The organism is Bacillus sp. MUM 13 (assembly GCF_001866725.1).
Lineage (GTDB): Bacteria > Bacillota > Bacilli > Bacillales > DSM-1321 > Peribacillus.
This window is the reverse complement of record NZ_MLYQ01000038.1, coordinates 79,697-106,341: the sequence shown is the minus strand read 5'-3', so window position 1 is coordinate 106,341 and position 26,645 is coordinate 79,697. Positions and strand designations below refer to the sequence as shown.

Here is a 26,645-nt window from a genome sequence, read left to right as displayed (position 1 = left end):
CCCAAGTGGGATATGTTAGGATGAAAGTATGGTATTTTACTATTTATATGAAGAAGGTTGGTTGAAGTGGTTAAGGGATTTGTGAGCGGGGGTTTTGGGCCTTTGGTGCTGGCTGTTTTAGGCATTGCCGGTGCTGGCGGTTTTTTGTTTTATTATTCTGGTTTATATTTGCCATGGATGCTTGGGCCGCTGTTTTTCGTTATGGCTGCGAAGATGAAGTTCGGCAAATACATGCAGTGGAACAGCAAGCTGCGAAATGCAGGCCTGATTATGCTTGGCCTTCAGCTGGGAAGTTCATTTACCAGTGATGCTGTTGCCCAGATGGCGAAATATCTGCCTGTCATGTTCTTTACAACAGTTATCATTATTTTATTTACGGTTCTGACCGCTATTTTTTTAATGAAAAGAATGAAGCTTACATTAAATACTTCCTTATTAGGAAGTTTTCCTGGCGGGCTTTCCCAGATGGTAGTGTTGAGCGAGGAAATTGAGGATGCGGATGAAAGTATAGTCGCATTCATGCAAACGCTTAGGATTATACTTGTGATTTCTATTGTGCCCTGGCTGGTTGTGCATGTAATGTCTGCACAGCCTTCTACAGGCGCAGCTTCTGCAATTGTCCACAGAAGCACATTCGTTTTTCATTATAGCTGGATGCATGCAATCCTCATGGCTGCTGTTTTTTCATCTATCATTTTTTTCGGCAAAAAAATAAACTTTCCGCTTCCTTTTATGCTTGGACCGCTGCTGACAGCCGCCGCCTTCAATTTATCAGGCTTTGAAGCTCCGCAAATACCGGTGTTTTGGCTGAACCTTTCACAGCTGCTGATCGGTGCTCATCTCGGTTATACTCTAAAGATAAATAATCCAAGGCTATTCCGGAAAATGTTCGGGATGATTTTTGTCATTAATGTTTTACTGATTGGATTTTGCTATTTGGTCTCAAGCGGTCTGAAAAGTTATCTGTCACTGCCAGTCAGCGAGCTTTTTTTAAGCCTGGCACCGGGAGGAGTGGCAGAAATGTCTGTGACTGCTCTTTCTGTTCACTCTAATGTTTCAATTGTGACCAGCTTTCATCTATTCCGGATTTTATTTATTTTATTTCTGCTTTCTCCTGTAATGAAGTTTATTGCAGGCCGAAGGAAGAGAGAGCAACTCAAGTAGTCATGTTTTGCAGATATAGCGTGTTCACTTTGCAAAAGACGGAGAGCTGCAGAAAGAAAAATGGTTTTCAGATTTTTACGGCCTATTCGTTTTATAAGCCGGCGAGGACGCAGCTGGTCCTGTCTGGCATTGAATTTTCTTAATTTTCAGGGATTGGGGAGAGAGGACATGAAACAGGAATTTAAACATTGGAACAACCGTGAAGATATTTTAAGGCTTATTAAACGGCTTGTTGCCATTCCGAGCATTTCCGGTACGGAGGAAGAAAATGATATGTCCTCTGAAATATTGGCCATTTTAAAGGAAATACCTTATTTCAAGGAAAATCCATCCATGATTTTTGAAGAAAGCATTGAAAATGATTCCTTAAACAGAAAGACTGTCGCAGCTCTATTAAAAGGAAAGCAAAAGAGCGGACATCAGAAAACAATCATTCTCCTCAGCCACTATGATGTAGTAGGTATCGAGGATTATGGCTATTTAAAACCATATGCATTCGATCCGGACAGGTATACAGAAATGCTGAAATCAGAAGCATTGCCATTGGATGCTGATAAAGACCTAAGCTCTGGGGATTGGCTGTTTGCCAGGGGCATCATGGATATGAAGGCGGGGCTTGCCTTGCAGATTGCTCTGATTTCTGAATGGAGCCAAAGCAAGGACTTCGAAGGAAATCTCCTTCTTTTAGCTGCACCAGATGAGGAAAGAAATTCTGAAGGAATGTTTGCAGGGGTAAAGCTCCTAGCAGCTTTGAAGGAGAAATACGGGCTGCACTATGAACTTTGCTTTTGCTCGGAGCCGTCTTTTTCGAGCTTTCCTGGTGATGAATCCAAATATATTTATCTTGGATCTGCCGGCAAACTGCTTCCGCTCATTTTCTGTACTGGTAAAGAGACACATGTAGGAGAGCCCCTGGAAGGAATTAATGCATCATGGATGGCAAGCGCTTTTACCATGAATATGGAGCTTTCCCGGCATTTCAGAGAGGAAGTCAGCGGAGAAAAAAATCCTTTGCCGACAGCATTGAAGCTTGCTGATTTGAAGGATCATTATAACGTGCAGACACCGGCCCATGCTTATGTGCTTTACAATATCCTGACCCTTTCACAAAGTCCCCAGGAAGTGATGGATAAATTGGTAGTAACAGCGAAAAAAAGCTCTGAAGATATATACGGAAAACTGCAAGCTGCTTTTCAAAGTGAAAATGTGGAGAAAAATGAAACAGAGCTTCATATGCTTAAACCTGCTGTGTATACATATTCCGCTTTATTTTCATTAGGATTGGAAAGGTACGGAGAATCTTTCAGGGAGGAAATGCAGCATTGCTTGAATCAGGCAACGAATCCGGACTTTGATTATAGGCAGCTGACGATTGAACTGGCCAAAACCATCAGCGGATATTTTACTGATCTTGCACCGTTTTACTTGATCCTGTTTGCACCCCCATATTATCCGCATGTTACTTTAAATGGACAAACAGCCAAGGAAGGCAGGCTGCTTGAGCTCGCGGAAAAAACAGTCATGCAAGCGGAAGAAGAATTCGGCGTAAGCTTGAAGATAAAGAATTATTTCACAGGGTTATCGGATGTCAGCTATTGCCGTTTGATGGATGCTGATAAAGTCATTCCTGTTTTGGAACAAGAAATGCCGCTCTACGGCAGACGGTATCATGTACCGCTTTCAAAAATAAAAAATCTGGATATTCCTTCAATTAATATCGGGCCATATGGTAAGGATGCACACAAACGGACTGAGCGCCTTGAAATACCTTTTTCAACTGAAGTTATACCAGCAATAATGAAGGAATTCTTAAAAGAGGTGCTTTCAGCTGATTTTTGACCTCCACCTGGTTTAAGTGGCAATACTCTTGAAACATCTATTAACAGTGAGTTATATGGAGTGCGTGTTTAACAATGCTCAGTTTTAATTTGGAAAGAGGTCAGCAAAATCAGCAAAACATCTACAGAAAGGACTGGTTATGAGTGGAATATATAATCCGGGAGATGCAGACGGAGGATATTAGCCAAGTACAGCATGTTGCTAAAACAAGCTGGAATAGCACATATCGAGGAATCATTCCTCTTGAGATTCAAGAAAGTTTCCTGAAAACAGCTTATAATGACAAGATGATGCAGAAACGATTAGAACATTCATTTTTTTGGGTTGCAGAAGTGAATGGGGAAATTGTTGGCTATGCAAACTTTTCTGCTATAAAAGAAGAAGGCAAAACGGAACTCGCAGCTATATACTTAAACCCGGAATATCAAGGCAAAGGTATTGGCACTGCTTTACTTAATGAAGGGATTAAACAATTAGATGGTGTTAAAGAGATTTATATCGATGTAGAAAAAGACAATAACATTGGAACAAGATTTTACAAGGCAAAAGGGTTCAAAATTGTTTCCGAATTTGATGATGACTTTGATGGACACATCCTAAAAACAGTGAGAATGGTTTTGAAAGTATAAGCTAATGTTAATCAATAGTGCTGATATTTTAGAAAAAAAGTGACCTTTTAATGGGGTCACTTTAATTATTAAAAGCTCTTTTTTATTGTTTTAATATACTCCATTAATATTGCAGTTCCTGCAATGTTCAAAATTATGCTTGTTCCGAGTGAAACTGCCCATAATAAGGTTGGCATAGATACTGTTAACGATAACATCAAGAAAGTAATGCCTATCAAGACAAAGATAAGACCCATAAACATTTTGTTCAATTTAACTCCCCCTTTTCTCAATTCTATTTTAACAATATTTACCTAATTGTGGTAATGATTACTTGGATAAACCTTTACAAATTACCACTAAAGGAGTCAGCCTTCAAAAGGGCTATTAGCTATTAAACATACCCAAAGTATAAAACCAAGCTGGAAAGTTACACCTTCATATACTAAATAATCTTTCTTATTATCTGAATCTACTGAAAAAAAGGTTTTGAAACTAAAAACGGTGGTATAAAATAAAAAACAGCCAACTTTGGAGTTGGCTGTATGATTTTGAATTATAATCGTCTGGCACCTATAAATTTGGCTCTCCAGTAGGATGTTTTAAGAGAATCAATGCTTACACCCTTTGATGTGGAGGCATGGATAAACTTGCTGCCGCCAATATAGATTCCTGTATGGGAAGCGCCTCTTTTGGATTTTATGGTTGAAAAGAAGACAATATCGCCTTTTTTTAGGCTGCTTCTGCTTACATATTGACCTGTAGAAAAAATTCCCGAGGCAGTTCTCGGCAATATCTTGCCGGTAGCTTTTCTATAGGTGTAGCCAACGAAGCCTGAGCAGTCAAAACCGCTTGGAGTCGTTCCTCCATACCGATAATGAACCCCTATGTATTTTTTTCCTTCCTGAACTACTTTTTCAGATGAAAAGGCTGCTTCTGCCCTGCTGGAAGGAGCAAGCAACTCTAAAAACAAACTTAGTATAATCACAGCGGCGAATAATACCTTCTTCATGTGGTTCCCCCGAATGCTTAGAAAGACTTGCTCTTTCCTTTGATAAATTTAATATAGCAAATATAGGTAATTAGTAGGGTTACAGGCCTATTAAGTTTTATTACAAAAATATGACAAAATATTCATAGATGTAATGGATTCGACATATTTATCTGAAAACTCAATCTGCTCATAGAGCTTATCTCTAATAACTTGTTACTTGCCAGAGGCATTGAGGATACATTTCGAAACACCACCCCACTCAATTCCTGAGATGAAGGAGAGATAAAGATGGACTTTGCTGGAATGGTCTCTGAAGAAAGAATCAAAAAAGCAATGGCAGAAGGTGAATTCGATCACTTGCCTGGTAAAGGGAAGCCTCTCGTACTTGAAGATCTTTCAGCAATTCCGCCAGAGCTTAGAATGGCATACAGTATGATGAAAAATGCGAAAATGATGGAATCTGAGGAGAAATATCGAAAAGAGATGCTGACAATTGAGGAATTAATCGCCTGCTGCCAGGTTCCGGAGGAAAGGGGAAAATTGCAGGAAAAGCTCAATCAAAAACTGCTTCATTTTAATAAAGTGATGGAGAAAAGAAAGATTACAAACAGTTCCTTTTTCAAAAAATATGAAAATAAGATTGCCAGCCGTTTGAGAGATTGAGAGCCCATGATAGGGCTGTTTTTTTTGCTCTCTTTGTCTATTTTCATGGAATATGTTTCCCGGGACATAATTGTTGGACAAAATTCATGTTAATTCTCGTAAAAATGATAAAATCACTCATGATTTCTCTGTCATTACCGATATAACAATAAGAGTTGAGAAGATTAATAATGAATGGGTGAGTAATATGGATAAATCGTCAATTATAGGGCTTTTGCTGGGGATCATTGCAATTGGTGTCGGCATGGTGCTGAAGGGTGTAAGTTTATCAGCGCTGATCAATCCGGCAGCTTTTTTAATCATCATTGCTGGGACAATTGCAGCTGTTGCCACCGCATTTCCTTTATCTGAATTAAAAAGGCTTCCAAAGCTTTTCAAAATTCTTTTTACTGAGCAAAAACTGACTAAACCTGAAGAATTAATCCGCACTTTTTCAGAATGGGCAGTCGTGGCAAGAAAAGAAGGATTGCTTGCGCTTGAAGGAATTGCTGAGCAGGTAGAGAACCAGTTTTTGAAAAATGGTCTAAACCTTGCTGTTGAAGGACAAAGTGCAGATTACATCCGGGATATTTTATCAGAAGAAATTGATGCTATGGAAGAAAGACATCTTGCAGGTGCAGCTATTTTCAGCCAGGCGGGCACATATGCACCAACTTTGGGCGTACTTGGCGCTGTACTCGGGCTGATTGCGGCTTTAAGCCATATGGATAATACAGATGAACTCGGTCATGCCATTTCAGCAGCATTCGTTGCTACCATGCTCGGTATTTATACAGGCTACGTATTATGGCATCCATTTGCCAATAAGCTTAAAAGGAAGTCGAAGCAGGAGGTTCAGCTGAAGGAAATGATGATTGAAGGAATTCTTTCTATCATTGAAGGAGAAGCACCAAGGACCATTGAACAGAAGCTTACCTCGTACCTGCCTGCCGAAGACCGGAGAAAATGGCTGGAAGGCGAAGTGAAGCAGGATGCCTAAGAAACGGAAAAAGAAGAAGCATCATGATGAACATATGGATGAGTCATGGCTTGTCCCTTATGCAGATATCTTAACACTGCTGCTTGCTTTATTTATCGTTTTATTTGCTTCGAGTTCAGTAGATGCAACCAAGTTTCATCAGCTGTCAAATGTCTTCAATGAAATTTTCACCAGCGGATCTGGTGTCATGGATTACTCCAGTCCTGTAGCGGAAGAAGTTGCATCAGTCTCTGAGAAAAACTCTTCATCTACTAATATGAAAGCCGCTGAAAACGGCGGCCTTGGCAAACAGGATCAAAAAGAGCTTTCACAAATCCAGCAAAAGCTAAATGAATATATTCAAAAAAATAAACTGAGCAGCAAATTGCGGACCTCATTAACGGATGAAGGCCTGCTTGTCACCATCCGCGATAATGTATTATTTGATTCAGGAAGTGCTGAGGTACGGAAGCATGACGGGAAAATATCCCGAGAAATATCTGATCTGCTTGTGATGAATCCTCCTAGGAATATCGTCATCAGCGGCCATACGGACAATGTACCGATCCAAACGTATCAATTCAATTCCAACTGGGATCTGAGTGTCATGAGAGCCGTGAATTTTATGAAGCTCCTTTTAAATAATAAAAAGCTCGATCCTGCGATGTTCAGTGCCAAGGGATACGGGGAATTTAAGCCGGTTGCTTCCAATGAAACGAAGGAAGGGCGTGCCAAAAACCGCCGTGTAGAAATTCTGATTATGCCGCGGACTAATGCTGCAGGCAATAAGTAATTCTTAGTGTGATGGTTATAAGGAAAAAAATAAACTCGGGACTGCCAATCCATTTTGTAAAGCAAAAAGAGTTTGCAGAAGCAGAGAGGACTCATCATGGAAAGGGAATATATTAATGTAATGGAAGAAATCGTTGTGGCTCTGGTGCAATTTTTGATGACAGGAACAGAGTACCAGACCTTTTGCAAATGTTCGAAATGCAAAACAGACATCATTGCTTTAAGTTTAAATAACCTTCCCAATCACTATGTTACAACAGAAGAAGGAAGAAAAAGGGTAATGGAGCAGTTGAATTCTTTGGATAACCGGAAATGGATTAATAAGCGGATTATCAAAGCTATTCATGTGGTTGGAAAGTATCCGCAGCATGCTGAGGAAAAAAAGCTAAACGTGACGTAGCATTTTACTATATGGAAAAAAAGAAGCCCTTGAAGCATCAGGGGCTTTTCTAATTTGGTTTAACCTTGCCTGCTTATTTCCGGTACGGGTACCCGAACTTGGTATCTCGGTATCCTTCACCTTCCATTTCAAACACTTACTGAGAATAAATTAACTCAGAGATATAGCAAAGCTCTTGTGCTGTCCAGCCAGTATGTATATTTTTGCATTGAATTTAGTGTAACGGAGACACAATTAAGTTTACTAATACTAAATAAAAAGGATGATTACTATGAGGAATATTTGGGAGGAATTAGAAGGCAATTTTTATAGACTTAAAAAGCTAGAAGAAAATGATTTAGGATAGAGCTGAAAAATTTTTTATTCAGCTAATGTTTTACACGTCTTAATATTTGCTTCGGCTTTAGCTGGAACATCATAGCACATAACAAAGTTTTATTAACTTAGTATGTGGATATAGATACCATATCTTTCATTTTAAGGAATCAATAAGACTTTCCGGGCAGGGAGGCAAGGCAATGGATCTGAGGAAAAATGTTTTAATTATCGGCGGCGGTGTTGGCGGTCTGACGCTTGCCATCAAGCTTGCCTCGTGCAACATTGATGTGGCCATAACAGAACGTCTTGAGAGGGCAGATCATTTATATAAAGGAGAATTGCTGCAGCCTAAGACTCTGCAGATCCTAGATGGAATCGGTGTGCTGCAGGAAGTTCTTGATTCCGGCCAGAAGCTTCCTGTCATAGAGCTTAAAGAACTTAAAAAGGATCGTGATGGAAGCTATGAGAAGGTCAGTGAATCAATGATGGATTATCGGGTGATCCCTGAGCCATATAACTATTCTGTGATGATTCATCACGAAAAACTTAAGGAAATATTAAAAAAGAAAGCGTTCTCCTCTCCTCGTTTTGAATACTTTTCACCTGCATCCTGTAAAGGCTATATAGACGAAAAAGCGAGGGTGATTTTGCAGGAAGATAAAAAAGAGCTGCTGATCGATGCAGACTTTTATATAGGTGCAGAAGGCAGAAAGTCGGTAACACGGGATGAAATGGATATGAAAATTGAGCAGAATGGCTATAACCATCATTTTCTCACTGTAACATTTCCGAGGCCGGAAACGATGGTGAACGGGAAAATCATATCTACACGCAAAGAATTCCTGGGGCTGTTTCCTTTGCCGGATAACGAGGTTAGAACCGTTTTCCTGATTCCTGCAGGTTCATTCAAGGCTTTGAAGGAGAAGGGAATTGAAGCTCTTCATGAGGCATATATCGGCCTTTGCCCTGAACTTGATGGATATGTGCAGCATCTAAAGGACTGGAAGAAAGTTCAGTTAATGATTCCAGTATCCTATCATGTTCCAGCGTATATAAAAAACAACTTTGCGCTGATAGGCGATGCGGCACATACTGTGCATCCGATGGCAGGTGAAGGAATGAACATGGCCATGCAGGATGCTGACACACTTGGTGAACTATTATGCGATATGTATGCCGCCAATGATTTAGATAATGAAAACCTCGAGTGGTATCCTTTTGTCCGCCAAAAGAGAGTAAAGAAAATTCTTGAGCTTAGCAATCTATCGGCTCTTGCCTATTCCTTCCCCCTTAGAACAGTCTTTTGGTTAAGAAGAAAGACCCTTAAGAGGATGGAAAAGGATGGCTTTCTTCATTATAAACAAATGCTGAATATATCAGGTCTTGGTATCTGGAATGAAAATCTTTATGACAGAATCATTCAGCTCGGGGGAGCGCCGCTGCGGAAAAAGGAAATGGATGACATCCGGAAAAATTCCTCCTTTTTCAATGCCCATGATGATTATCCCTGGAAAGAAAGGATTCGGGAGGGAGGTTCGCTATGATTAAAGAATACATGAGGCTGCTCAAAGCAAGGAATTGGATGAAAAAAAATGAACCCTTTCTGTATAGCTGGCATGTGTATGTCGGATATGAACTGGATCTTTTCCACAAGTTCCGTTTTCCTGTGTCAGTGAACAAAATTGCCATGGAAAACTCCTATCAAAAAGAGCTTCTTCAGCAGTGGGTGGAAGTTGGGATAGCTGTGAAAAATCTGAAGGAAGGCAGGGATGGAGCGATTAAAACCGCCAAAAGGTTCATGATTCCGGACAGAAAAGACAACCCGCGCTCGACTGGAATTATTTTGAAAGAAATGATGGAGCTGCATATCCCGATCCTGCTGACTTACCCGAATCTCATCAAAAGCAACGAAAAAAATATCTTTGACCATAAAACACATGGACAAACTGTTGCGCAAACTTCTTCCCTGCTTGAGCAGCTTGCCTTTCCAAAATTCCTCAAATTAATCAAGAAGAACCATTATCACTCTGTCCTTGATATCGGCTGCGGCCACGCAGGCTATTTATCAAGACTGGCAAAAAATTTTTCCGATATTAAGTTGACCGGCATTGAATTGAACCAGGAGGTTGCGGCTTCAGCACAAAAGAGATGTGAAAACCTGGCCAATATACAGATTGAACAGGCTGATTTTAAGGAATTTGAACCAGCTGGCCATGTGGATTTCATCATGATGAATAATCTGCTTCATTATATTGATCCAGCTGAACGTGCAGGTGTACTGAAGAAGGTGTCAAGGTGGGTAACAGAAAAGGGACAAATTGCCATCATGACCCCAATTGGAAAGGATGAAAAAGGAGCCCAATTCTCCAGTGCGTTCAACAGCTTTTTTTCTGCTTTTGAAAATTTGTATCCTGTTCCATCTATGAGAGATATGAAGAAAATGGCCGAGTGTGCAGGGTTGAGAATAGAGACCTTCAAACCTATCATTAGAGAAGGGGGATGGTATCTGGTTACGCTGGAGAATAGGAAAGGTGAAAAGTAATATTTTTTCGGAATATTTAAACATTTATTTCAAAAGTACTGAAGGGTTTATGAAATGTCATAACGGGAAATAATACAGTGAGTTCATTAATTCAATTAATTCAATTAGATGAGGAGATGGATGAATATGAGTAAAAAGATTGCTTGCGTTGTGACAGATATGGTTGAGGATTCCGAATATACGGAACCAGCCAAAGCCTTTAAGGAAGCTGGACATACTGTTGTCACCATCGAAATGGAAAAGGGAAAAACAGTGACAGGCAAGAACGGGGAAGCAAAAATTACGATTGATGAAAGCATCGATTCAGTTAATCCTTCAGATTTCGATGCACTTTTTATCCCAGGCGGAAGTTCTCCTGATGCGCTGCGCGGGGATGATAGATTCGTAACATTCGCCAAATCCTTCATGGATGATAAAAAACCTGTATTCGCCATCTGCCATGGACCGCAATTGCTGATTACAGCTAAAACTCTTGACGGCAGAACCGCTACAGGGTATAAATCCATCAAGGTGGATATGGAAAATGCCGGCGTAAACTTCAAAGACGAAGAAGTGGTAGTCTGCGGCAACCAGCTTGTTACAAGCCGTACGCCTGACGATATCCCTGCTTTTGTCCGTGAATCCCTGAATTTACTTAAATAAGTCATATGTAAAATCCCGGCAGCCTGCCGGGATTTTTTGTCGTGTAACCAACCGGCAGTGCCAGTGGGCAGGAGGAATTATCAGGTTAAATTGCCTAATTAATTCATATCCAGGTTTTTTTGATATAGAATATAAATAGCTCTAAAGAAAAAGGAAGTGTCATGATTGATTGTATTAAAATCTGAACGGGAAATCCAGGCTATGCATGAGTCAGGCAAGTTATTGGCATCCTGCCATAAAGCATTGTCCAAACTAATTGTACCGGGAGCAACCACTTGGGAAATTGAAGAGTTTGTTGAGGATTATTTAAAAAAACATGGTGCCAAGCCAGAACAAAAAGGCTATAAAGGCTATGAATATGCAACATGCGCCAGCATAAACGAAGAAATATGCCACGGCTTCCCAAGGAAATCGGCTCTAAAAAGCGGGGATATTGTCACTATTGATATGGTTGTAAATTATAACGGGGCTTTATCAGATTCAGCCTGGACTTACAGTGTGGGTAAAGTCACCAAAGAAACCGAACGGCTTTTGCATGTGACCAAGGAAGCACTTTATAAAGGGATAGAACAGTCTGTAGCCGGCAACAGAATCGGAGATATCGGCCATGCCATCCAAACCTATGCAGAAGGAGAGGGCTTTTCTGTGGTCCGTGATTTTATTGGCCACGGAATCGGTGCTTCCATACATGAAAGCCCAGAGGTGCCGCACTACGGACTTCCGAATAAAGGAGCCAGGCTGAAAGAAGGAATGGTGTTCACCATTGAGCCCATGATAAATGCTGGTACCTATAAAGCGGTCAGACATGCTAATGGATGGACTGCTTCCACTGCAGATAATAAAAATTCTGCCCAATACGAGCATACAATTGCCATTACAAAAAATGGCCCCCTGATCTTAACTGATCAGGACTAAAAAAGAGAAGGCTGCCTGTTCAGCCTTGACCAGTATAAACAAAGCCGGCATTCATTGAATGCCGGCTTTGTTATCTTAAATGTATAAAGTGTGCCGGCTTACTTTACTGGCCTTTCGAGGGAAAAGAGTTCTTCTTCCAAGCTATTCATCCGGTCTTCAATAATGCGCTTTGCATCCTTTATTCCTTCGTTATAAATAAAAGGAGCTATCTCGCGGAGTATGAACTGGAGATGGTTTTCAGCAGCGAATTCCCCGATTTCCTCTCCTTGTTCCTGATAAACGTATTCCTGGATGCTGCGGATCATGGCTTTCTTTTTTTCTAAAGGAAATTGAATAAACATATGATTCCCTCCACTTTCATTAATCAGGCTTTGTTTATCGTCCAATTATGATTGTTTAACTATGCTGATTGGAGTGAAATAGCTTTGCAGGCGAGCGGCATGGCTTGCTTGAGCGGAAATCAGCATGGATGTTTATAATCATATAGTTTTATAAAGACGTGTTTAAATAACTGTCAAGAAACCATTCAGTAAAAAGAGATCCGCTTATCGGGAACACAGGTATGGTGCCGCCTGAAAACTCTTCTGCCGCATGAAGCATCTGCGGCCACGCCAGAATGGCTTCTATTGAGCGTAATTCTTTAAGCAGGCGCAGATCTTCTTCAACCCGTATCAAGACTGCTTTTGGAAATTCCTCATTTTTATATCCTTCAACGATGATGACGTGAGGATGGAAAAAGCTGAGGACTTCAATTAATTTGTTCAATGTATTGTCTTTGTTGATATTTGCAAGAAGCTCAATAGTTCCTTCACCTTCAACCAGTGAAGCGACGGCACCCGAATGAAAATGCTTATGAGAGTCTTTCTGCGAAGGGTAATCGGGTTTTCCGCCATGTCCATGATGCTTTAAAACAGCGGCTTCGAACTGATTGGCACGCAGTTCTTTAATCAATGCTGAAATGATAGTGGTTTTGCCGGAGTTCTGGAATCCGGCGAATTGGAAAATCATTGGTTTTACCAAGGCCAGCTGCTTCCTTCCTGATCCTCAAGCAGTAGAATCTCCACTTCATCTCCTTTAGTGAAACCACGGGTTCCGCCCGGCAAAACGGCCAGAGAATTAGCTCCTGCAAGACTCATGACTATACTGGACTTGTCCTTTCCGCTTGGAGCGGCAATGAGCCTTCCATTTTCAAAGTAATAGCGGGTACGTACAAGACGTGTAAAAGGATTGGCTTTTGTAAAGTCGCTTCCAAGCAGGGCCCGCTCTTTTCGCAAATGCGGTTTTTCGCAAAACAGCATGGTACGGATAATCGGCCTTGCAAATAACTCAAAACCCACATAGCAGGCGGAAGGGTTTCCGGACAAGCCAAACAGGATTTTATTTTCAAAAGAAGCTACTGTTGTAACGCTTCCCGGACGCATTCCTACTTTATTGAATAGCACCTGTGCACCAAGCATCTGATATATATCAGGCAGCAGGTCATAATCGCCAACTGAGACTCCGCCGGTAGTAATAAGGAGATCCACTTTGCTAAGGGCCTCTTTGATTGCCTGGTAGCTTACATCCAGCTCATCAGCTAGTTTACCGAAGTATATAAATTCACCGCCGGCCCTTGTTATTTGCGAGGAAATCATATGTGAATTGCTGTTCCTGATTTTCCCTGGCTCAAGAGCCTCGTTTACATCCAGCAATTCGGATCCTGTCGCAAATAGCCCGATGACCGGTTTTTTTGCGACAGGAACAGAGTCATAGCCAAAGGTAGCAAGAACAGCTTTGATGCCTGGATTAATTTTTGTTCCTTTTTTGACGAGCATATCCCCGACTTTTGCATCTTCCCCTTTAAAAGAAACATTTTCGCCCTTTTTAATGGAACGCTTAAATGTAATGAACTTTTTGCCGTCTAATTCGGATTCTGAGGTAAGCTCCAGCATGATCACTGCATCGCATTGTTCAGGCATTTGTGTTCCGGTCATAATACGTACGGCCTGGTTTGCGCTTACAGGCATGCTTGGAACCATGCCTGCCCCCAGCTCTTCAATCACTTCAAATGTAAGAGGGTGATTCAGAGAGCCGGAAGAGGTGTCTTCCGAACGCAAAGCAAACCCGTCATAAGGAGAACGGTCAAAATGCGGAACATCATGGGTCGCTGTAATATCCTCTGCTAAAAACCTTCCTTCTGATTCGGCCAGTGAAACATATTCCTTTTCACCCGCTATTTTTCTTTCCATGACTAACTTGACTGCCTCGGCTATACTGATTGGTTTCCTTCGTTCTGCCAAACTTTTTCAGCTCCTGTTTTTGTGAATGATATGTCCTGATTATGCAGGTTATAATATACACTATATCAAAATCATTACTCCCATGACACGTTCAGGCACTTGAGGTGCCCAAAACGAATCAGCCTATAGAAAAACGCAGTCTTACCAAAAAAACACTCTTTAATTAGAGTGTTTTAGAAAAATTATGGATTACGCAATTTTCCAAGTTCTTCAGCAATGGCTTCCATTTCATTTGGGCTGAAGGTGCTTTTTTTCATAACCATTGCGTAAATTTCATGCAGTTCTTCATACATATCACCGTTAAAATGGGACGGTTTGATGGCACCGATATTCATGACCTTCAGCTTTTCTTTGATTGCTTCAATCATAAATTCTACATTGCCGGCTGTGTTTTTTGATAAATCCATGGATTTCACCCTTTCATGCACTCTTACAAGTATTCTAATTTTTTCATGATTGTCCTGATAAGTCAATGAAAACTCTCAGCTGGCAAGAGAAAGGAATACAGTCGAGCCTGCGGCAAAAAATTGGCTCCCTGAACATGCTATTTTCTGTTTTTAAGGAAACACTAATACCATTAGGCCATTTTTAATGGGCCTAGCTTGTTTGCTTATGAATAATAATGAGTTGACTATATGAAAGAATATTTGAAGAGAAAAGGATGCTGTACAAAAGCAGCATGCACCATAAGAGGAGGATGGAAGATGGGAAATTACGCTGGAAATTACCAAAGTACAGGGAAGAGCTGGTTTTTTCAGGGGATGTTTTATGGAGCCATGGCAGGAGCGGCCATCAGTTTATTGAATCAAAATACAAGGCAATCTGTACTTCAGGGAAGCAGGCAGTGCATGAGGAGCATGAAGGGATATTTGAAAAATCCCAATCAAACATTGAATCAGATAAAAGAGGCAACAGGGAATATGCGTGCTGCCATTGAGAAAATTGCGGATGATGCAGCTTACATTTCAGAACGTGTAGAGGAAATGAAAGCCATCCCGCCTCAGGTTGCACATGTTGTGAAAGAAACGAAGGAAGCTTTTTCATCGGATCAAAGTGAGCATACGCCAACTTCTTACGGAGGCCGTCAGAATGCATCACGCAGTATGTAGGCTGCTTGCAGGATGCAGAAGGTGAGGGAAAAGGACACTTTATGGCAGGTATGAAGGAATGGTTGAAAATTCCTTATTATAAGGAATTAATAAGGCGGTTAATCGGGGATGATGTATCTGGATTGGCAGCGCAGCTGGCATATTTCTTTTTGCTTTCTCTGTTTCCCCTACTGATTTTTTTAATGGCTCTGCTGCCATATTTGCCAATATCTCAGGATGATATCCTGAATTTGATTCGAGGCTATGCACCTTCTCAATCCATGTCTTTGATAGAGGATAATCTTAGGGAGGTCATGAAGGGAAATGGCAAACTCCTGTCATTTGGTATTATAGCAACGATTTGGTCGGCATCTAATGGCCTCAGTGCCATTGTACAGGCATTTAACCGGGCATATGATGTGAAAGAGACCAGGCCTTTTATTACAGCAAGGGCCATGTCGATACTATTGACAATTGCCATGGTCATTGTATTTGTGGCTGCTCTTTTGCTTCCTGTATTCGGAAGGGAGCTAGGATATTTTTTATTTTCCAAGCTTGGGTTTTCAGGGCAGTTTTTTGCATTTTGGCATTCATTAAGATGGCTCATCAGCTCAGCCGTTTTATTTCTTGTTTTCCTGATACTATACCTGATTGCTCCAAACAAGAGGCTTAAATGTGTCAGCGTTCTTCCTGGGGCCATTTTTGCCACTGCAGGCTGGAGCATTGTTTCGCTCGCTTTTTCTTTCTATGTCAGAAGGCTTGGGCATTACACAACAACTTACGGGGGACTTGGCGGAATCATTGTGCTGATGACCTGGTTCTACCTGACAGGGCTGATTTTGATCATTGGCGGTGAAATAAACGCCATGGAGAGCGTCCGGAAGAAACCAAATTGTGAGTAGTATTCCAGCTGTTCCTTGATTTTTCATACTCGTTTTATCAAATACTATAGCTGATGGAAACATCAAAGGAGGCTTGCTTTAATGGCTAAAAAAGATGGCAGTACAAAACAAAAAGGCAAAAAAAGCCCTAAGCATAAAACTTCCGGTTCTGCGAATGGCAGAAACGGATATCACTAAATGATAAAAAGAACCAGTGAATTTTCACTGGTTCTTTTTATGCAACAGTTTTACTTTATTTTTCCTAATTTCAATAATCGGAGACTGTTCAAAATAACAAGTATCGTACTGCCTTCATGCCCGATGACTCCATAAGGGAGATCCAGAAACTGAAGGAAATTGGATAAAATGAGCAGCATGATGACACTGATTGAAAAAATAACATTCTGTTTGATGATTTTATTCATTTTCTTGGAAAGCCTCACCGCTTCTGCTAAGCGGGGCAGGTCGTTCTTCATCAGTACCACATCTGCCGTTTCAAGGGCTACATCGGTGCCTTCTCCCATTGCAATGCCGACAGAAGCTGTAGCTAATGCGGGGGCGTCGTTGATGCCATCTCCAACCATTGCCACTGTTCCAAACCGTTCCTTAAGCTTTTTAATTTCATCTACTTTTGTTTCCGGCAGGCATTCTGATACATACTCAATAATATGACTTTCATCAGCAATCGCTTTTGCTGTTTTTTCGCCGTCCCCTGTAAGCATGACCGTGTAGATATTTTCTTTTTTTAATTCTTCCATGGCAGCGGCTGTTTCGTCCCGGACAATATCCTTCAGGGTGACAATGCCGGCGATGCCAAGCTCATCCTTTGCAAAAACAATTGTTTTTCCCTGCTGTGCAAGAGTAAGGGAAATAGAATCGTGAAAGGCTTCCGCTTCTTTCTTTCCGACAAAGTCTGCCCTTCCGATTTTCCAAAGTGATCCATCCATATAACCCTGCACACCGTTCCCTGAGATATCCTCCATGGCGTGCGGTTTTGCCAATTTTTTCGTGACCGCTTCTTTGGCGTATTTAACGATGGCTGATGCCAATGGATGATTGGAGTAATTTTCAATAGATGCAACAGAATATAAAAAGTCTTCCTCATTAAGATTTTCTCTGATTATTACATCAGTTACCACAGGCTTCCCTTTTGTAAGCGTTCCTGTTTTATCCAGGGCAATTGCCTTCAGGTTGCCTAAGTTTTCAAGATGAATGCCGCCCTTAAATAAAATACCGTGCCGCGCACCATTTGAAATAGCTGAAAGGGTAGCGGGCATAATGGAAGCGACCAGGGCGCAGGGAGATGCAACCACTAGCAGGATCATGGCCCTGTACAGTGTTTCATTCCAGCTCCAATGTAAAAGGAAATGGGGTAAAAACATCATTGCGAATACTGCCAGCAGCACAACCTTCACATAAGTACCTTCAAACTTCTCTATAAACAGCTGAGAGGGCGATTTTTCGCTTTGAGCAGTTTGGACGAGTAAAATAATCTTTTGGAAAAGCGTTTCACTGCTTGGTTTGGTAATTTCAGCAGTAATCGTGCCGCGAAGGTTTACAGTCCCCGCAAATATTTCATCATTAATAGTTTTCATTAAAGGAATGGATTCACCTGTAATGGCAGCTTCATCAATATTTGTCTGCCCTTCTGTAATGACTGCATCGGAGGGAACTCTTTCCCCTGGCTTCACGATAATGCGGTCGCCAACATTTAGCTTTGCCACAGGAACTCTTTCTTCAATTCCGCTTATTGAAATCCGAAGTGCTTCTTCAGGCTGAAGATTCATTAAGGAGGAAATTTCCTTGTGGCTTTTATTCATCGTATAAGTTTCAAGGGCACCGCTTACTGCAAATATGAAGATTAAAATAGCGCCTTCTGTCCAATAGCCGATGATGCTAGAACCAATGGCTGCAAGAATCATCAGCATTTCTACATTTAATTCCCTATTTTCAATGGTTTCCTGAATGCCTTCCTTTGCTTTAGCATATCCGCCGATAATAAAAGCAAAAAGGTAAGTGACAATTGAGGCGGTGTTTAAATCAGTCTTGGCAAGCAGCCAGCCGGCCAAAATCAGTACACCGCTGAATAAAGCGCAAATGAGTTCGATATGGGGTTTTGCTTTTTCCAATAGGGAGCTGTTTTTAACAATTGGCTTATCTTGCTTTAATACATTTGTTTCTGCAGACATAGTATCCCTCCAAATATTGTCAAACATTTTATTATAAAGTCATGATTGATATTTACACCATTATACTTTTAGCGGTATGCTGCGGCGCCTATAGAATAGGAAGTGCAAAGAAGTTTGTATACCGATATTTTTATTTAATTGAGAAAGATACTCAGCATCAATGCCCCTATAAAATGACGAAAGCTGCCATCGAAGAGCGATGACAGCATAAAACATAAATGAATGGATAATATTCTTTTTCCTGCTTTTATAATATCATATTTCATGTTAGAAATTAAAGGTATTTGACCGCAGATAACAGGAAATTCAGCAATTTACTTATTGAATTAGTGATGACTCGGAATGGTTATGCGCCCCGGAGGTTTTTTTGAAAGATACAACGGCGAAAAAAATCATAAGAAGCATAAAACTAATCACAAAGAAAAAGCTTCCTTTAAAGAATTGTATGACGATTCCTCCGATAAATGGACCGGAAATGCTTCCAAAGCTGAAGAAAATTCCGCATAAAAGATTTCCTGTAGGCAGCAAATTTTTGGGCAGCAAATCTGCCATATAACTAATGCCAAGAGAAAAGGTTGATCCTACCATCATGCCTGACAGCAAGAAGCATAAAAACAGCCCTAGGGAGGAGGAGCTCAAAAATCCAGCTGCTGTAAAAATGAAGAAGCCGGCAAGAAGAACGAAAAGTAAGATTTTTCTTCTTCCATAGCGGTCGCTCATCATTCCAAGCGGAAGCTGGGAAATCAGGCTGCCTGCAGCAAATGCGGGAACTATAATGGAAACCTTGCTGAGATCAATTCCTTCCCTAAGTGCGTAAACAGGGAAATTCCCATTAAGCGACGCTTCAAGAAAACCATATCCAAAAGGAGGCAAAAACGCGACCCAGGCATATTTGCTGACCTTTGAAAATCGTTTCATCGTACTTAGAAAGGAAGCAGTTTCAATTTCATGATCATGTTCTGGCCGCTCATTTTTCAGTAAAAAGACAGTAAACCAAGTTAAAAGGCTTAAAGCGGATGAGACGATGAATGGCAATGCTTCATTAATTTCCAGAAGCTTTGTCATAAGCGGGCCGACTGTAAAACCAATGCTGAAAAATAACCCGTAAATGGATATATTCCTGCCGCGCTTATTCTCAGGCGAAACTCCAGTGATCCATGTTTGTGTGGCAAAATGAAGCATATGGTCACCAATGCCAATGCATACCCTTAAAAAGAACCAAAACCAAAAAGACTTCCAGACCGGAAAGAGTGCCAGAGAAATGATGACTGTCAGCCCGCCGGCGAGAATCAGGGGTTTATAACCTAATTTGCGGAGGGGGTTCTCCATTAAAGGAGAAACCAGCAAAATGCCTGCATATAAGGCAGTTGCATTTAGTCCGTTCATGGAAGAGCTGACACCATCATGCTCAAATATGACTGCAATAATCGGAAGCAGCATACCCTGTGAAAATCCTGAAATTCCAACGATACTTACCAAAACGGCAATTAATAATTTCTGGTTCATAGCATTTCTCCTAATATAATTTACACTCATGATGTTACATGGATAATAGGTGATTAGGCAAGAGATATTAGGGTATAGAAATTTATCCGCTTCAATGGGATGTCAACCCCTGCAGATGAAACTTTCACTTTGAGACAAAGAATTCAGAATAAAAAAGAGGAGGATGAAGATAGGGGCATGTGAATAATAAAGCCAAATACGATACATATAAGGGAAAAAGGTACAAAAAATAAAAAATACAGCATTAAAGAAGTGAGGATATAAAATGGGGAATAGATTCTTTATGATTTTGCTTGCAGCAGGTCTTCCGCTTTCTGTTGCGGGCTCTCTGCTGGACTGGCCGAGTGTAATTATGTTTATCATCTATTGCTTAACAATCATCTCTCTGGCCAGTTTTATGGGGAGGGCAACAGAAAGTCTTGCCATTGTAATGGGACCGAGAATAGGCGGGCTGTTAAATGCCACCTTTGGAAATGCGGTTGAGCTGATCATTTCCATTTTTTCATTAAAAGCGGGCCTTATTGGAGTAGTGCTTGCTTCTTTAACGGGTTCCGTTCTTGGGAATTTGCTCCTTGTTGCAGGCTTATCTTTCTTTCTCGGAGGAACAAAGTTCAAAAGGCAGAAATTCAATATTTTTGATGCGAGGCATAATGCGGGATTACTGATTTTCGCCGTAGTTGTGGCATTTGTGATTCCAGAAGTGTTTTCCATGAGGATGAAGGAAACAGAAACGATGACATTAAGCATCGGGATCTCGATCATTTTAATTCTTCTGTATTTGGCTGCACTATTCTTTAAGCTTGTCACGCATCGCGGTGTATACTTGCCGAACAAAGAAGAGGGAAAGGCGGCCGAAGAGGCAGAAGAACCGGAGTGGAGCAAAAAGACTGCAATGGCTGTACTGGCTGCGTCAACCGTTGCAGTAGCGTATGTTTCAGAAAATCTTGTCCATACCTTTCATACAGTCGGTGAAGCATTTGGGTGGACAGAATTATTTATCGGGGTCATTATTGTGGCAATCGTGGGAAATGCAGCGGAACATACTTCGGCCGTATTAATGGCTCTGAAGAATAAAATGGATGTAACAGTTGAAATTGCTGTCGGCTCTACCCTGCAGGTGGCGATGTTCGTAGCGCCGGTCCTTGTGCTTGTATCACTGCTTTTCCCGGATACCATGCCATTGGTATTTTCGATGCCTGAACTGATCGCGATGATCACCGCTGTTTTTCTATTGATCATGATATCCAATGACGGGGAAACAAACTGGTTTGAGGGGCTTACCCTTATTGCGGCATATATCATCATGGGCATAGGGTTTTATCTGCTGTAAAGGCGCTGCTATACTTGCCTGCTGATACGCCAATAGCACTCAATCCGCACTCGGATACAGATGTGCAAGCGGAATTTCCCAGCAATAAAAAAATGACTCTGCCGAATACATTGCAGAGTCATTTTTACGTTCCATTATCTAACGTTAAGTACATACAGTCATCCAAAATTATCATCATTCTTTTTTGCCGGAAAAGCGATTCAATAATTCTAGAATGCTCACATCCTTTTGCTTATGGTATAAAAAAATCAGCGAATTCGTTTTTATTCCTGTTAGCCTGTTATCGTGTTCTCGCGATAAACATTCCTCCCTTTAGCTAAGGTGTGTTTGAACGATTTCGCCTCCTTGCTGTTAAGATAGTTATAGTATACAACGCAAGTTAAAAAAAGTAAATATTCTGAACTTTACAATTTCGTTACAATGAAAATATTTTTGACCGCCAGCATCTGTGCATAGAAAACCATCGCAACGAGAACGATAAGTAACAATATGATAACCTTCCTCAAAAGGAGCGTAAACACCATGAAAAGAATAATAAATGTACTATTACTTAGTTTACTTATCTCGTTGTGCCCTGCTGCCATTTCTGCAGAAAATAAACATGCTGAAGATTATACAGTGCTGCAGCAAACTAAGGTGCCGCAGTCTGTATTGAACATTGCTAAGGAAAATACCTATCCAAACCCGGCTCAGGATCTTCCCTATTTGCAGCCAAGTTCACTGGCCAAGCAATTGACGTCGGCAGCAAAAGTTAAAATTGAAAACCCTGAGCTGATTCACATGCTGAATGAGTCAGCGATTGCCAAGGCACCGCTCGCATTTGGCTACCGGGCGACGATTTATTTGGGGCATTGGGCGCTGAATTATGAGTCAGCGGAATCCTCACCTAATTGGGATTATCAAAAAATAAATACCAATTACTTTGATAATCGCGGAAATACTGACATTTACAAAATTCACTACGTTCAAGAAACACAAAAAACAGTACGCGGAGGACTTACAGCTAAAATTCCTTCCGCGGAAGATGTGCAAAAAATGATGCTTTTGAAGGCCATCGAGAAAACCGGTTTGCCGCTATCCTTTGAAACCATCATTGGTGCCGGAACGAAAAAGGATCAGGTGTATAATATTCCGCCAAGCAGGCTTGGTTATTTGAATGCCTACGCATCGGCCGTGAACGAAAAGGGAAAAGTCACGTATGGGGAAGTGTACCTGGTGCTGAAAGGAAGCAAAAAGCAGTTAATGATAAAAAATATTACCTCTCAGGGAATTGGCGCCTGGATTCCTGTACATGATCATCTGTCCTTTAGCTTCACAGCGGCTGTACAGCCAAAATAAACTAAATCGCCCGCCCCGTGAGGGGACGGGCGATTATTTGATTAAAGATCACGGTTTGTTTTTAAATATTTGTCTTCATGTTTCGAAAATCAGTATTTGCATAGTAAGCATTTTTGACAAGGACGTTCGGGCCAAGGCATCTTACTGAAGAACAGTGGCAATTAAGCTGAGCGGCAAGCTTCGAGTTCATCCATGTTTCATAAGACTGAGACAGAGGGCTTGTTATTATATTGCCAAGTGAAGGAGCGTCACCGAAATCTGTTACAATGACTTCTCCTGTAAATATATTTACGTTCAGGCGTGAGCGGCCATCCGGATCATTTCGGACAGTCACTTTTTTCGAACTATATAGCCTCTTAAGCAGTTCGAGATCTTCAGGTGTGCTGCTGCACGGATAAAACGGCAGAGTTCCAAAGAGCATCCATACATCTTCATTTCTGATATCAAGTAAATGATGAATAGCTTCCCTGGTCTTTTCCAAAGGCAGGGTTTCAAGTGCTGATGCAAAATCGCTAGGATACATAGGATGAACCTCATGGCGCTTGCATCCCATTTCCTCGGTGATTTGTTTATGTATGTGCTCAAGGTGCGGCAATGTTCGCTTGTTCAGCATGGTTTCTGCTGAAACAAGAACTCCTGCCTGAGCCAGGGCACGTGAATTTTCAATCATTCTATAAAAAAGCTTAGCTCTTTGCTCGCGTGTCGGCTTTCGATCCATCATGGCGAAGCCGCCATCAATAAAGTCATCCAGCGTTCCCCAGTTGTGTGAAATATGAAGAACATCGAGATATGGGGCAATTTCCAAATAACGCTCAAGATCAAGAGTCAGATTTGAATTAATCTGGGTCCGGACCCCTCTGCTTCGCGCGTATTTAAGCAGGGGCAGCACATAATTCTTTACACTTTTCAATGATAACATAGGCTCTCCGCCCGTAATGCTTAAGGACCTTAACGCCGGAATTTCTTCAAGACGCGATAAAAGGAGTTCAAGAGGAAGAGCCACTGGATCTTTAGGCTGCAGGGTATAACCGACAGCACAATGTTCACAGCGCATATTGCAAAGTGTGGTTGTAGTGAATTCGACATTCGTCAGAGCCAGCTTGCCATACTCTTCAATATCCATATATGCTTCCCATGGGTCATGTTCAGGTGTGATAGGGTTTAAAAGGTTTCTTTCTGAAAGTTTCATTTTTTTATCTCCTTACTTTTTAGCACTCAATTATTATGGTAAAGGCGGGGAGGAATGTCAATGAATTAAGGTGAGACCTTTAAGCTTTCTAATATGGATTGCACTTTTTGCCGGATTTAGGTAGGATAAAGTGAAACTTCCATCAATGGGGGAAACACGATAAGCAGGATACAGAGAAACTATAGACAGAAGGAGACTGCAATATGGGAAAACCAATACAAAGCAAAGACGGACAGTTAAAGTACCTGAAGGAGCGCCTGAATATGTTTATGGAGGTACTGGAAAACATTGACCCTGAAAGCACGGAGCTGGATGACATCGATCGGTTGATTGTTATCATTGATGAGCTTGAAACAAAAATTGAACAATTCAAAACACGTGAAGAGTAGGCTCTTCATTTTATGATATCCATGCTCTGAACATGCGAAACCCTTGTGAAGTGCGCAGGGTTTTTCTTGCTGTTTTCGTAAACTTTACTGTTATGAAACATGGGTGCTGATTTCTGCGGGGTCTCGCTGTTACGCTCATCTAAGCAGGAGTCTCGCAATTACGCTCAAATCAGCCTGACTTAACAATGGGATCGCCTTTGGGATCGCCTTATAGAACACATTAAAAAACAACAATCTTTAAGAAAGAGCCTTCTTTTTTCCTTATGCTGCATGTCAGTCATCATACAATATTAGTGAAACGAGTATAGCCCGTATCCTGGAAGACTGGGCTTAACTGCTGATTTCCGCCCCAGACAATCCCGGCGTCGTCTCTTCTTTAACGAATATCTTCCTTTTCAATCAGTGTCTTAACAGAAAAACAGGACTCCCTGTACTAGACGGGAAGTCCTGATACTATTACTGAATGGAAATAATGCCGCTTTCACCTTGTTCAGCTTTTCCTTGCTTCTTTACATGAAGCTTTGTCAGATTCGTAAAGATAACAGGTGTTATAGTAGAAGGTGCATTATTTTTTATAAAATCAAGATTGAATGTCAGGATTTCCTGGCCTTTTGCCACTCCTTCTCCTTCATTAACATGAACAGTAAATCCCTCGCCTTGAAGGTTGACTGTATCGAGGCCAACATGGATCAGGATCTCGTACCCTTCTTTGGATCGAATGCCAATTGCATGCCTGGTCGGAAAGATGTTGATAATTTCACCGTCCACAGGCGAAACTACTGAACCATTCACAGGCAATATGCCAAAACCATCACCCATCATTTTTTGTGAAAATACCGGATCGGGAATTTCCTCTATCGGAATGATTTCCCCCTCGATCGGCATTACAAAATTTTCATTATTCAATGGGAGCATGCCGGCTGTTACCGGCACATCCTGGCAGTCGCTGCTGTCCATACTTACAGCACTCATATCCAATCTCTTCATGGCATCAGCAACGAATTCCACTTCTGTACCGACGATTATTTGCAGATTTTTTTTATTTAACTTCATAACGCCTCTGGCTCCATGAGCTTTTAAGGAGGAATCATCTACCTTTTCCATGTCTTTCACATTCAGGCGAAGGCGTGTTGCGCAGTTATCAATATTTGAGATATTTTCTTTTCCGCCAATATCATTAATAAAATGATAGGCCATCCTTTCAAACTTATCGCCGCTCAATGTGACAGGTGCAGAGGTTTCGTGCTCTTGCCCCAGTATAATGTCATCTTCGCGTCCGGGCGTTTTAAGATTGAAGGCTTTGATTAAGAAATAAAAAACAAGGAAGTAAACGATTGCATAAATTACTCCGACCAGCAGGATCAATAATGGTTTTTGTGCAATATTAAAGTTCAGCACATAATCAATGGCACCCGCTGAAAAAGTGAATCCATCTTTAATTCCGAGCAGTGAAGTTATCCACATAGAAAGCCCTGTTAATACAGCGTGCACTCCATATAGAAGGGGTGCTATAAACATAAATGAAAACTCGATAGGTTCTGTTATTCCTGTAAGGAAGGATGTAAGGGCGAGTCCTATGAACATCCCTGAAACTTGCTTTCTTTTTTCTGGCTTGGCTGCTGCAATAATGGCAAACGCCGCAGCAGGAAGACCGAACATCATGACCGGGAAGAAGCCAGTCATGTAAGACCCTGCAGTCGGGTCGCCGGCAAAGAATCTGGCGATATCCCCGGCTTTGCCATGATATTCACCAAACTGGAACCAAAATAGGCTATTTAAAACATGGTGCAAGCCTAATGGAATCAGCAGGCGATTTAATAATCCAAATAGCCCTGATCCGACGGCTCCTAAATCAATCAGCCAATTTCCGACTGCGTTGATGGCGTCCTGTACCGGCGGCCAGGCATATCCTGCGATTCCTGCTAAAATAACCATCGCAAGTGATGTTATGATCGGAACAAAACGTCTTCCGCTAAAAAAGCCGAGCCATTCCGGCAGCTTAATATCATGAAACCGATTATATAAAAGACCAGCGATGATCCCAGTGATGATACCGCCGAGAACTCCCATATTAATGCCCTTGTCCAGCGATTTCGCGCCTTCTGTCAATACTAAATAACCAATGGCTCCTGAAAGGGCTGCAGCTCCATTGCTGTCCTTAGCAAATCCCATGGCCACCCCAATTGCAAAAATTAAGGGTAAATTTGCAAAAACGGCGTTTCCCGCATTAAGTATAAAGGGAATATCTAATAAATCGGGCTGTCCAAAACGCAGCAAAAGTCCGGCAGCGGGCAATACAGCGATAGGAAGCATTAGTGCTTTTCCGATTCGTTGCAAAAATCCTAACATATGTCTTCACTCCTATTCTTCATTCATTAACAGTGATGAAAGCGATTAACGGAAACATCCTATCTCGCAAAATATGTATATGTCTATACCAATTTTAGCTAATGAAAAAAGGAAATTATTCATGAAAATTTGTAAAACTTCACTACTGATTCTAAACTGCAGTGGAATTGGATAGGGGAGAATCTGCAGGGGAATCAGCAGACAAGATGTGCTGAGCTGATAAAAAAATAATTTCAAATAAAATTGGTATAGACGACTATAAATAGTTGATG

General features: G+C 41.3%; 26 protein-coding genes. 16 read left to right on the top strand and 10 right to left on the bottom strand.

The genetic code is table 11. The annotated features are described in order from the left end of the window. The first annotated feature begins 66 nt into the window (after nt 1–66). The 3 genes from BIV59_RS11570 (at nt 67) to BIV59_RS11560 (ending at nt 3,632) form a co-directional block, all read left to right on the top strand. Nucleotides 67–1,164 (top strand): AbrB family transcriptional regulator, encoded by a 1,098-nt coding sequence (locus BIV59_RS11570; RefSeq protein ID WP_071351636.1) that lies wholly within the window; start codon nt 67–69, stop codon nt 1,162–1,164. A gap of 168 nt (nt 1,165–1,332) precedes the next feature. Then, nucleotides 1,333–3,003, top strand: a complete 1,671-nt coding sequence (locus BIV59_RS11565; RefSeq protein WP_071351635.1) for a M20/M25/M40 family metallo-hydrolase — start codon at nt 1,333–1,335, stop codon at nt 3,001–3,003. Between the two features lie 143 nt (nt 3,004–3,146). After that, nucleotides 3,147–3,632 carry a GNAT family N-acetyltransferase gene (locus tag BIV59_RS11560; RefSeq protein WP_170846138.1) on the top strand — a complete coding sequence of 162 codons (486 nt, stop codon included), beginning with the start codon at nt 3,147–3,149 and terminating at the stop codon, nt 3,630–3,632. A 68-nt stretch (nt 3,633–3,700) separates the two neighbouring features. Here the strand turns inward: BIV59_RS11560 and BIV59_RS11555 are convergent, their stop codons facing one another. Continuing rightward, nucleotides 3,701–3,883: a hypothetical protein gene (locus BIV59_RS11555; RefSeq protein ID WP_071351634.1), complete on the bottom strand. Its 183-nt coding sequence runs from the start codon at nt 3,881–3,883 to the stop codon at nt 3,701–3,703. Nucleotides 3,884–4,167: 284 nt separating this feature from the next. Beyond that, nucleotides 4,168–4,623, bottom strand: coding sequence for a C40 family peptidase (locus tag BIV59_RS11550; RefSeq protein ID WP_071351633.1), 456 nt, complete (start codon nt 4,621–4,623; stop codon nt 4,168–4,170). A 270-nt stretch (nt 4,624–4,893) separates the two neighbouring features. Between BIV59_RS11550 and BIV59_RS11545 the strand changes: the two genes are divergently transcribed. From BIV59_RS11545 to map, 8 genes are all read left to right on the top strand, one after another. Continuing rightward, the gene (locus BIV59_RS11545; protein ID WP_071351632.1) at nt 4,894–5,268 is read left to right on the top strand and encodes a DnaJ family domain-containing protein; all 375 of its coding nucleotides are present in this window, start codon (nt 4,894–4,896) and stop codon (nt 5,266–5,268) included. Nucleotides 5,269–5,455: 187 nt separating this feature from the next. Beyond that, nucleotides 5,456–6,247, top strand: coding sequence for a flagellar motor stator protein MotA (gene motA, locus BIV59_RS11540; RefSeq protein WP_071351631.1), 792 nt, complete (start codon nt 5,456–5,458; stop codon nt 6,245–6,247). Beyond that, nucleotides 6,240–7,019 (top strand): flagellar motor protein MotB, encoded by a 780-nt coding sequence (gene motB / locus BIV59_RS11535; protein WP_071351630.1) that lies wholly within the window; start codon nt 6,240–6,242, stop codon nt 7,017–7,019. The genes motA and motB overlap by 8 nt, the downstream gene beginning before the upstream one ends. A 96-nt stretch (nt 7,020–7,115) precedes the next feature. After that, nucleotides 7,116–7,418: a late competence development ComFB family protein gene (locus BIV59_RS11530; protein WP_071351629.1), complete on the top strand. Its 303-nt coding sequence runs from the start codon at nt 7,116–7,118 to the stop codon at nt 7,416–7,418. Nucleotides 7,419–7,936: 518 nt separating this feature from the next. Next, the gene (locus BIV59_RS11525; RefSeq protein WP_071351628.1) at nt 7,937–9,280 is read left to right on the top strand and encodes an FAD-dependent monooxygenase; all 1,344 of its coding nucleotides are present in this window, start codon (nt 7,937–7,939) and stop codon (nt 9,278–9,280) included. After that, complete coding sequence (locus tag BIV59_RS11520) at nt 9,277–10,278, top strand: class I SAM-dependent methyltransferase (protein WP_071351627.1); 1,002 nt, start codon at nt 9,277–9,279, stop codon at nt 10,276–10,278. The genes BIV59_RS11525 and BIV59_RS11520 overlap by 4 nt, the downstream gene beginning before the upstream one ends. A 126-nt stretch (nt 10,279–10,404) precedes the next feature. Next, nucleotides 10,405–10,920, top strand: coding sequence for a type 1 glutamine amidotransferase domain-containing protein (locus tag BIV59_RS11515; RefSeq protein ID WP_071351626.1), 516 nt, complete (start codon nt 10,405–10,407; stop codon nt 10,918–10,920). A gap of 165 nt (nt 10,921–11,085) precedes the next feature. Beyond that, nucleotides 11,086–11,835, top strand: coding sequence for a type I methionyl aminopeptidase (gene map / locus BIV59_RS11510; protein ID WP_071351625.1), 750 nt, complete (start codon nt 11,086–11,088; stop codon nt 11,833–11,835). Nucleotides 11,836–11,933: 98 nt separating this feature from the next. On the opposite strand, the gene BIV59_RS11505 is transcribed toward map, so the two are convergent. The 4 genes from BIV59_RS11505 to BIV59_RS11490 form a co-directional block, all read right to left on the bottom strand. After that, on the bottom strand, nt 11,934–12,176 hold the full coding sequence (locus tag BIV59_RS11505) for a DUF2164 domain-containing protein (RefSeq protein ID WP_071351624.1): 243 nt from the start codon (nt 12,174–12,176) through the stop codon (nt 11,934–11,936). A 148-nt stretch (nt 12,177–12,324) separates the two neighbouring features. After that, entirely contained in the window at nt 12,325–12,855 is a 531-nt protein-coding gene (gene mobB / locus BIV59_RS11500) for a molybdopterin-guanine dinucleotide biosynthesis protein B (protein WP_071351623.1), read from the bottom strand. Further along, nucleotides 12,849–14,114 (bottom strand): molybdopterin molybdotransferase MoeA, encoded by a 1,266-nt coding sequence (locus tag BIV59_RS11495; protein ID WP_071351622.1) that lies wholly within the window; start codon nt 14,112–14,114, stop codon nt 12,849–12,851. The genes mobB and BIV59_RS11495 overlap by 7 nt, the downstream gene beginning before the upstream one ends. A 182-nt stretch (nt 14,115–14,296) precedes the next feature. Next, nucleotides 14,297–14,521, bottom strand: coding sequence for a DUF1128 domain-containing protein (locus BIV59_RS11490; protein ID WP_071351680.1), 225 nt, complete (start codon nt 14,519–14,521; stop codon nt 14,297–14,299). Nucleotides 14,522–14,818: 297 nt separating this feature from the next. On the opposite strand from BIV59_RS11490, the gene BIV59_RS11485 reads away from it, so the two are divergent. Both BIV59_RS11485 and BIV59_RS11480 read left to right on the top strand, forming a co-directional pair. Then, nucleotides 14,819–15,223, top strand: coding sequence for a hypothetical protein (locus BIV59_RS11485; RefSeq protein WP_071351621.1), 405 nt, complete (start codon nt 14,819–14,821; stop codon nt 15,221–15,223). A 41-nt stretch (nt 15,224–15,264) separates the two neighbouring features. Continuing rightward, nucleotides 15,265–16,104, top strand: a complete 840-nt coding sequence (locus BIV59_RS11480) for a YihY/virulence factor BrkB family protein (protein WP_240501890.1) — start codon at nt 15,265–15,267, stop codon at nt 16,102–16,104. A gap of 227 nt (nt 16,105–16,331) precedes the next feature. Here the strand turns inward: BIV59_RS11480 and BIV59_RS11475 are convergent, their stop codons facing one another. Next, nucleotides 16,332–18,272 carry a heavy metal translocating P-type ATPase gene (locus BIV59_RS11475; protein WP_071351620.1) on the bottom strand — a complete coding sequence of 647 codons (1,941 nt, stop codon included), beginning with the start codon at nt 18,270–18,272 and terminating at the stop codon, nt 16,332–16,334. Nucleotides 18,273–18,590: 318 nt separating this feature from the next. After that, complete coding sequence (locus tag BIV59_RS11470) at nt 18,591–19,778, bottom strand: MFS transporter (protein ID WP_071351619.1); 1,188 nt, start codon at nt 19,776–19,778, stop codon at nt 18,591–18,593. A gap of 265 nt (nt 19,779–20,043) precedes the next feature. On the opposite strand from BIV59_RS11470, the gene cax reads away from it, so the two are divergent. Then, nucleotides 20,044–21,108 carry a calcium/proton exchanger gene (gene cax / locus BIV59_RS11465; RefSeq protein WP_071351618.1) on the top strand — a complete coding sequence of 355 codons (1,065 nt, stop codon included), beginning with the start codon at nt 20,044–20,046 and terminating at the stop codon, nt 21,106–21,108. 522 nt (nt 21,109–21,630) lie between these two features. Beyond that, entirely contained in the window at nt 21,631–22,446 is an 816-nt protein-coding gene (locus tag BIV59_RS11460; protein WP_071351617.1) for a YfkD famly protein, read from the top strand. 61 nt (nt 22,447–22,507) lie between these two features. Here the strand turns inward: BIV59_RS11460 and yfkAB are convergent, their stop codons facing one another. Continuing rightward, nucleotides 22,508–23,635, bottom strand: coding sequence for a radical SAM/CxCxxxxC motif protein YfkAB (gene yfkAB / locus BIV59_RS11455; protein ID WP_071351616.1), 1,128 nt, complete (start codon nt 23,633–23,635; stop codon nt 22,508–22,510). 203 nt (nt 23,636–23,838) lie between these two features. Between yfkAB and BIV59_RS11450 the strand changes: the two genes are divergently transcribed. Next, nucleotides 23,839–24,024 carry an SE1561 family protein gene (locus tag BIV59_RS11450; protein ID WP_071351615.1) on the top strand — a complete coding sequence of 62 codons (186 nt, stop codon included), beginning with the start codon at nt 23,839–23,841 and terminating at the stop codon, nt 24,022–24,024. A gap of 456 nt (nt 24,025–24,480) precedes the next feature. Here BIV59_RS11450 and nagE read toward each other — a convergent pair whose 3' ends face one another. After that, nucleotides 24,481–26,373: an N-acetylglucosamine-specific PTS transporter subunit IIBC gene (gene nagE / locus BIV59_RS11445; RefSeq protein ID WP_071351614.1), complete on the bottom strand. Its 1,893-nt coding sequence runs from the start codon at nt 26,371–26,373 to the stop codon at nt 24,481–24,483. Between the last annotated feature and the right edge of the window lie 272 nt (nt 26,374–26,645).

Excerpts from the sequence above, each read along its gene's own strand:
- BIV59_RS11565 (WP_071351635.1), top strand. The coding sequence starts at position 1,333 with ATGAAACAGGAATTTAAACATTGGAACAACCGTGAAGATATTTTAAGG.
- BIV59_RS11485 (WP_071351621.1), top strand. The coding sequence starts at position 14,819 with ATGGGAAATTACGCTGGAAATTACCAAAGTACAGGGAAGAGCTGGTTT.
- BIV59_RS11520 (WP_071351627.1), top strand. The coding sequence starts at position 9,277 with ATGATTAAAGAATACATGAGGCTGCTCAAAGCAAGGAATTGGATGAAA.
- BIV59_RS11490 (WP_071351680.1), bottom strand. The coding sequence starts at position 14,521 with ATGGATTTATCAAAAAACACAGCCGGCAATGTAGAATTTATGATTGAA.
- BIV59_RS11450 (WP_071351615.1), top strand. The coding sequence starts at position 23,839 with ATGGGAAAACCAATACAAAGCAAAGACGGACAGTTAAAGTACCTGAAG.
- cax (WP_071351618.1), top strand. The coding sequence starts at position 20,044 with ATGGGGAATAGATTCTTTATGATTTTGCTTGCAGCAGGTCTTCCGCTT.
- BIV59_RS11530 (WP_071351629.1), top strand. The coding sequence starts at position 7,116 with ATGGAAAGGGAATATATTAATGTAATGGAAGAAATCGTTGTGGCTCTG.
- BIV59_RS11505 (WP_071351624.1), bottom strand. The coding sequence starts at position 12,176 with ATGTTTATTCAATTTCCTTTAGAAAAAAAGAAAGCCATGATCCGCAGC.
- BIV59_RS11480 (WP_240501890.1), top strand. The coding sequence starts at position 15,265 with ATGGCAGGTATGAAGGAATGGTTGAAAATTCCTTATTATAAGGAATTA.
- BIV59_RS11515 (WP_071351626.1), top strand. The coding sequence starts at position 10,405 with ATGAGTAAAAAGATTGCTTGCGTTGTGACAGATATGGTTGAGGATTCC.
- BIV59_RS11460 (WP_071351617.1), top strand. The coding sequence starts at position 21,631 with ATGAAAAGAATAATAAATGTACTATTACTTAGTTTACTTATCTCGTTG.
- motA (WP_071351631.1), top strand. The coding sequence starts at position 5,456 with ATGGATAAATCGTCAATTATAGGGCTTTTGCTGGGGATCATTGCAATT.
- motB (WP_071351630.1), top strand. The coding sequence starts at position 6,240 with ATGCCTAAGAAACGGAAAAAGAAGAAGCATCATGATGAACATATGGAT.
- nagE (WP_071351614.1), bottom strand. The coding sequence starts at position 26,373 with ATGTTAGGATTTTTGCAACGAATCGGAAAAGCACTAATGCTTCCTATC.
- BIV59_RS11470 (WP_071351619.1), bottom strand. The coding sequence starts at position 19,778 with ATGAACCAGAAATTATTAATTGCCGTTTTGGTAAGTATCGTTGGAATT.
- BIV59_RS11525 (WP_071351628.1), top strand. The coding sequence starts at position 7,937 with ATGGATCTGAGGAAAAATGTTTTAATTATCGGCGGCGGTGTTGGCGGT.
- BIV59_RS11550 (WP_071351633.1), bottom strand. The coding sequence starts at position 4,623 with ATGAAGAAGGTATTATTCGCCGCTGTGATTATACTAAGTTTGTTTTTA.
- yfkAB (WP_071351616.1), bottom strand. The coding sequence starts at position 23,635 with ATGAAACTTTCAGAAAGAAACCTTTTAAACCCTATCACACCTGAACAT.
- BIV59_RS11545 (WP_071351632.1), top strand. The coding sequence starts at position 4,894 with ATGGACTTTGCTGGAATGGTCTCTGAAGAAAGAATCAAAAAAGCAATG.
- BIV59_RS11475 (WP_071351620.1), bottom strand. The coding sequence starts at position 18,272 with ATGTCTGCAGAAACAAATGTATTAAAGCAAGATAAGCCAATTGTTAAA.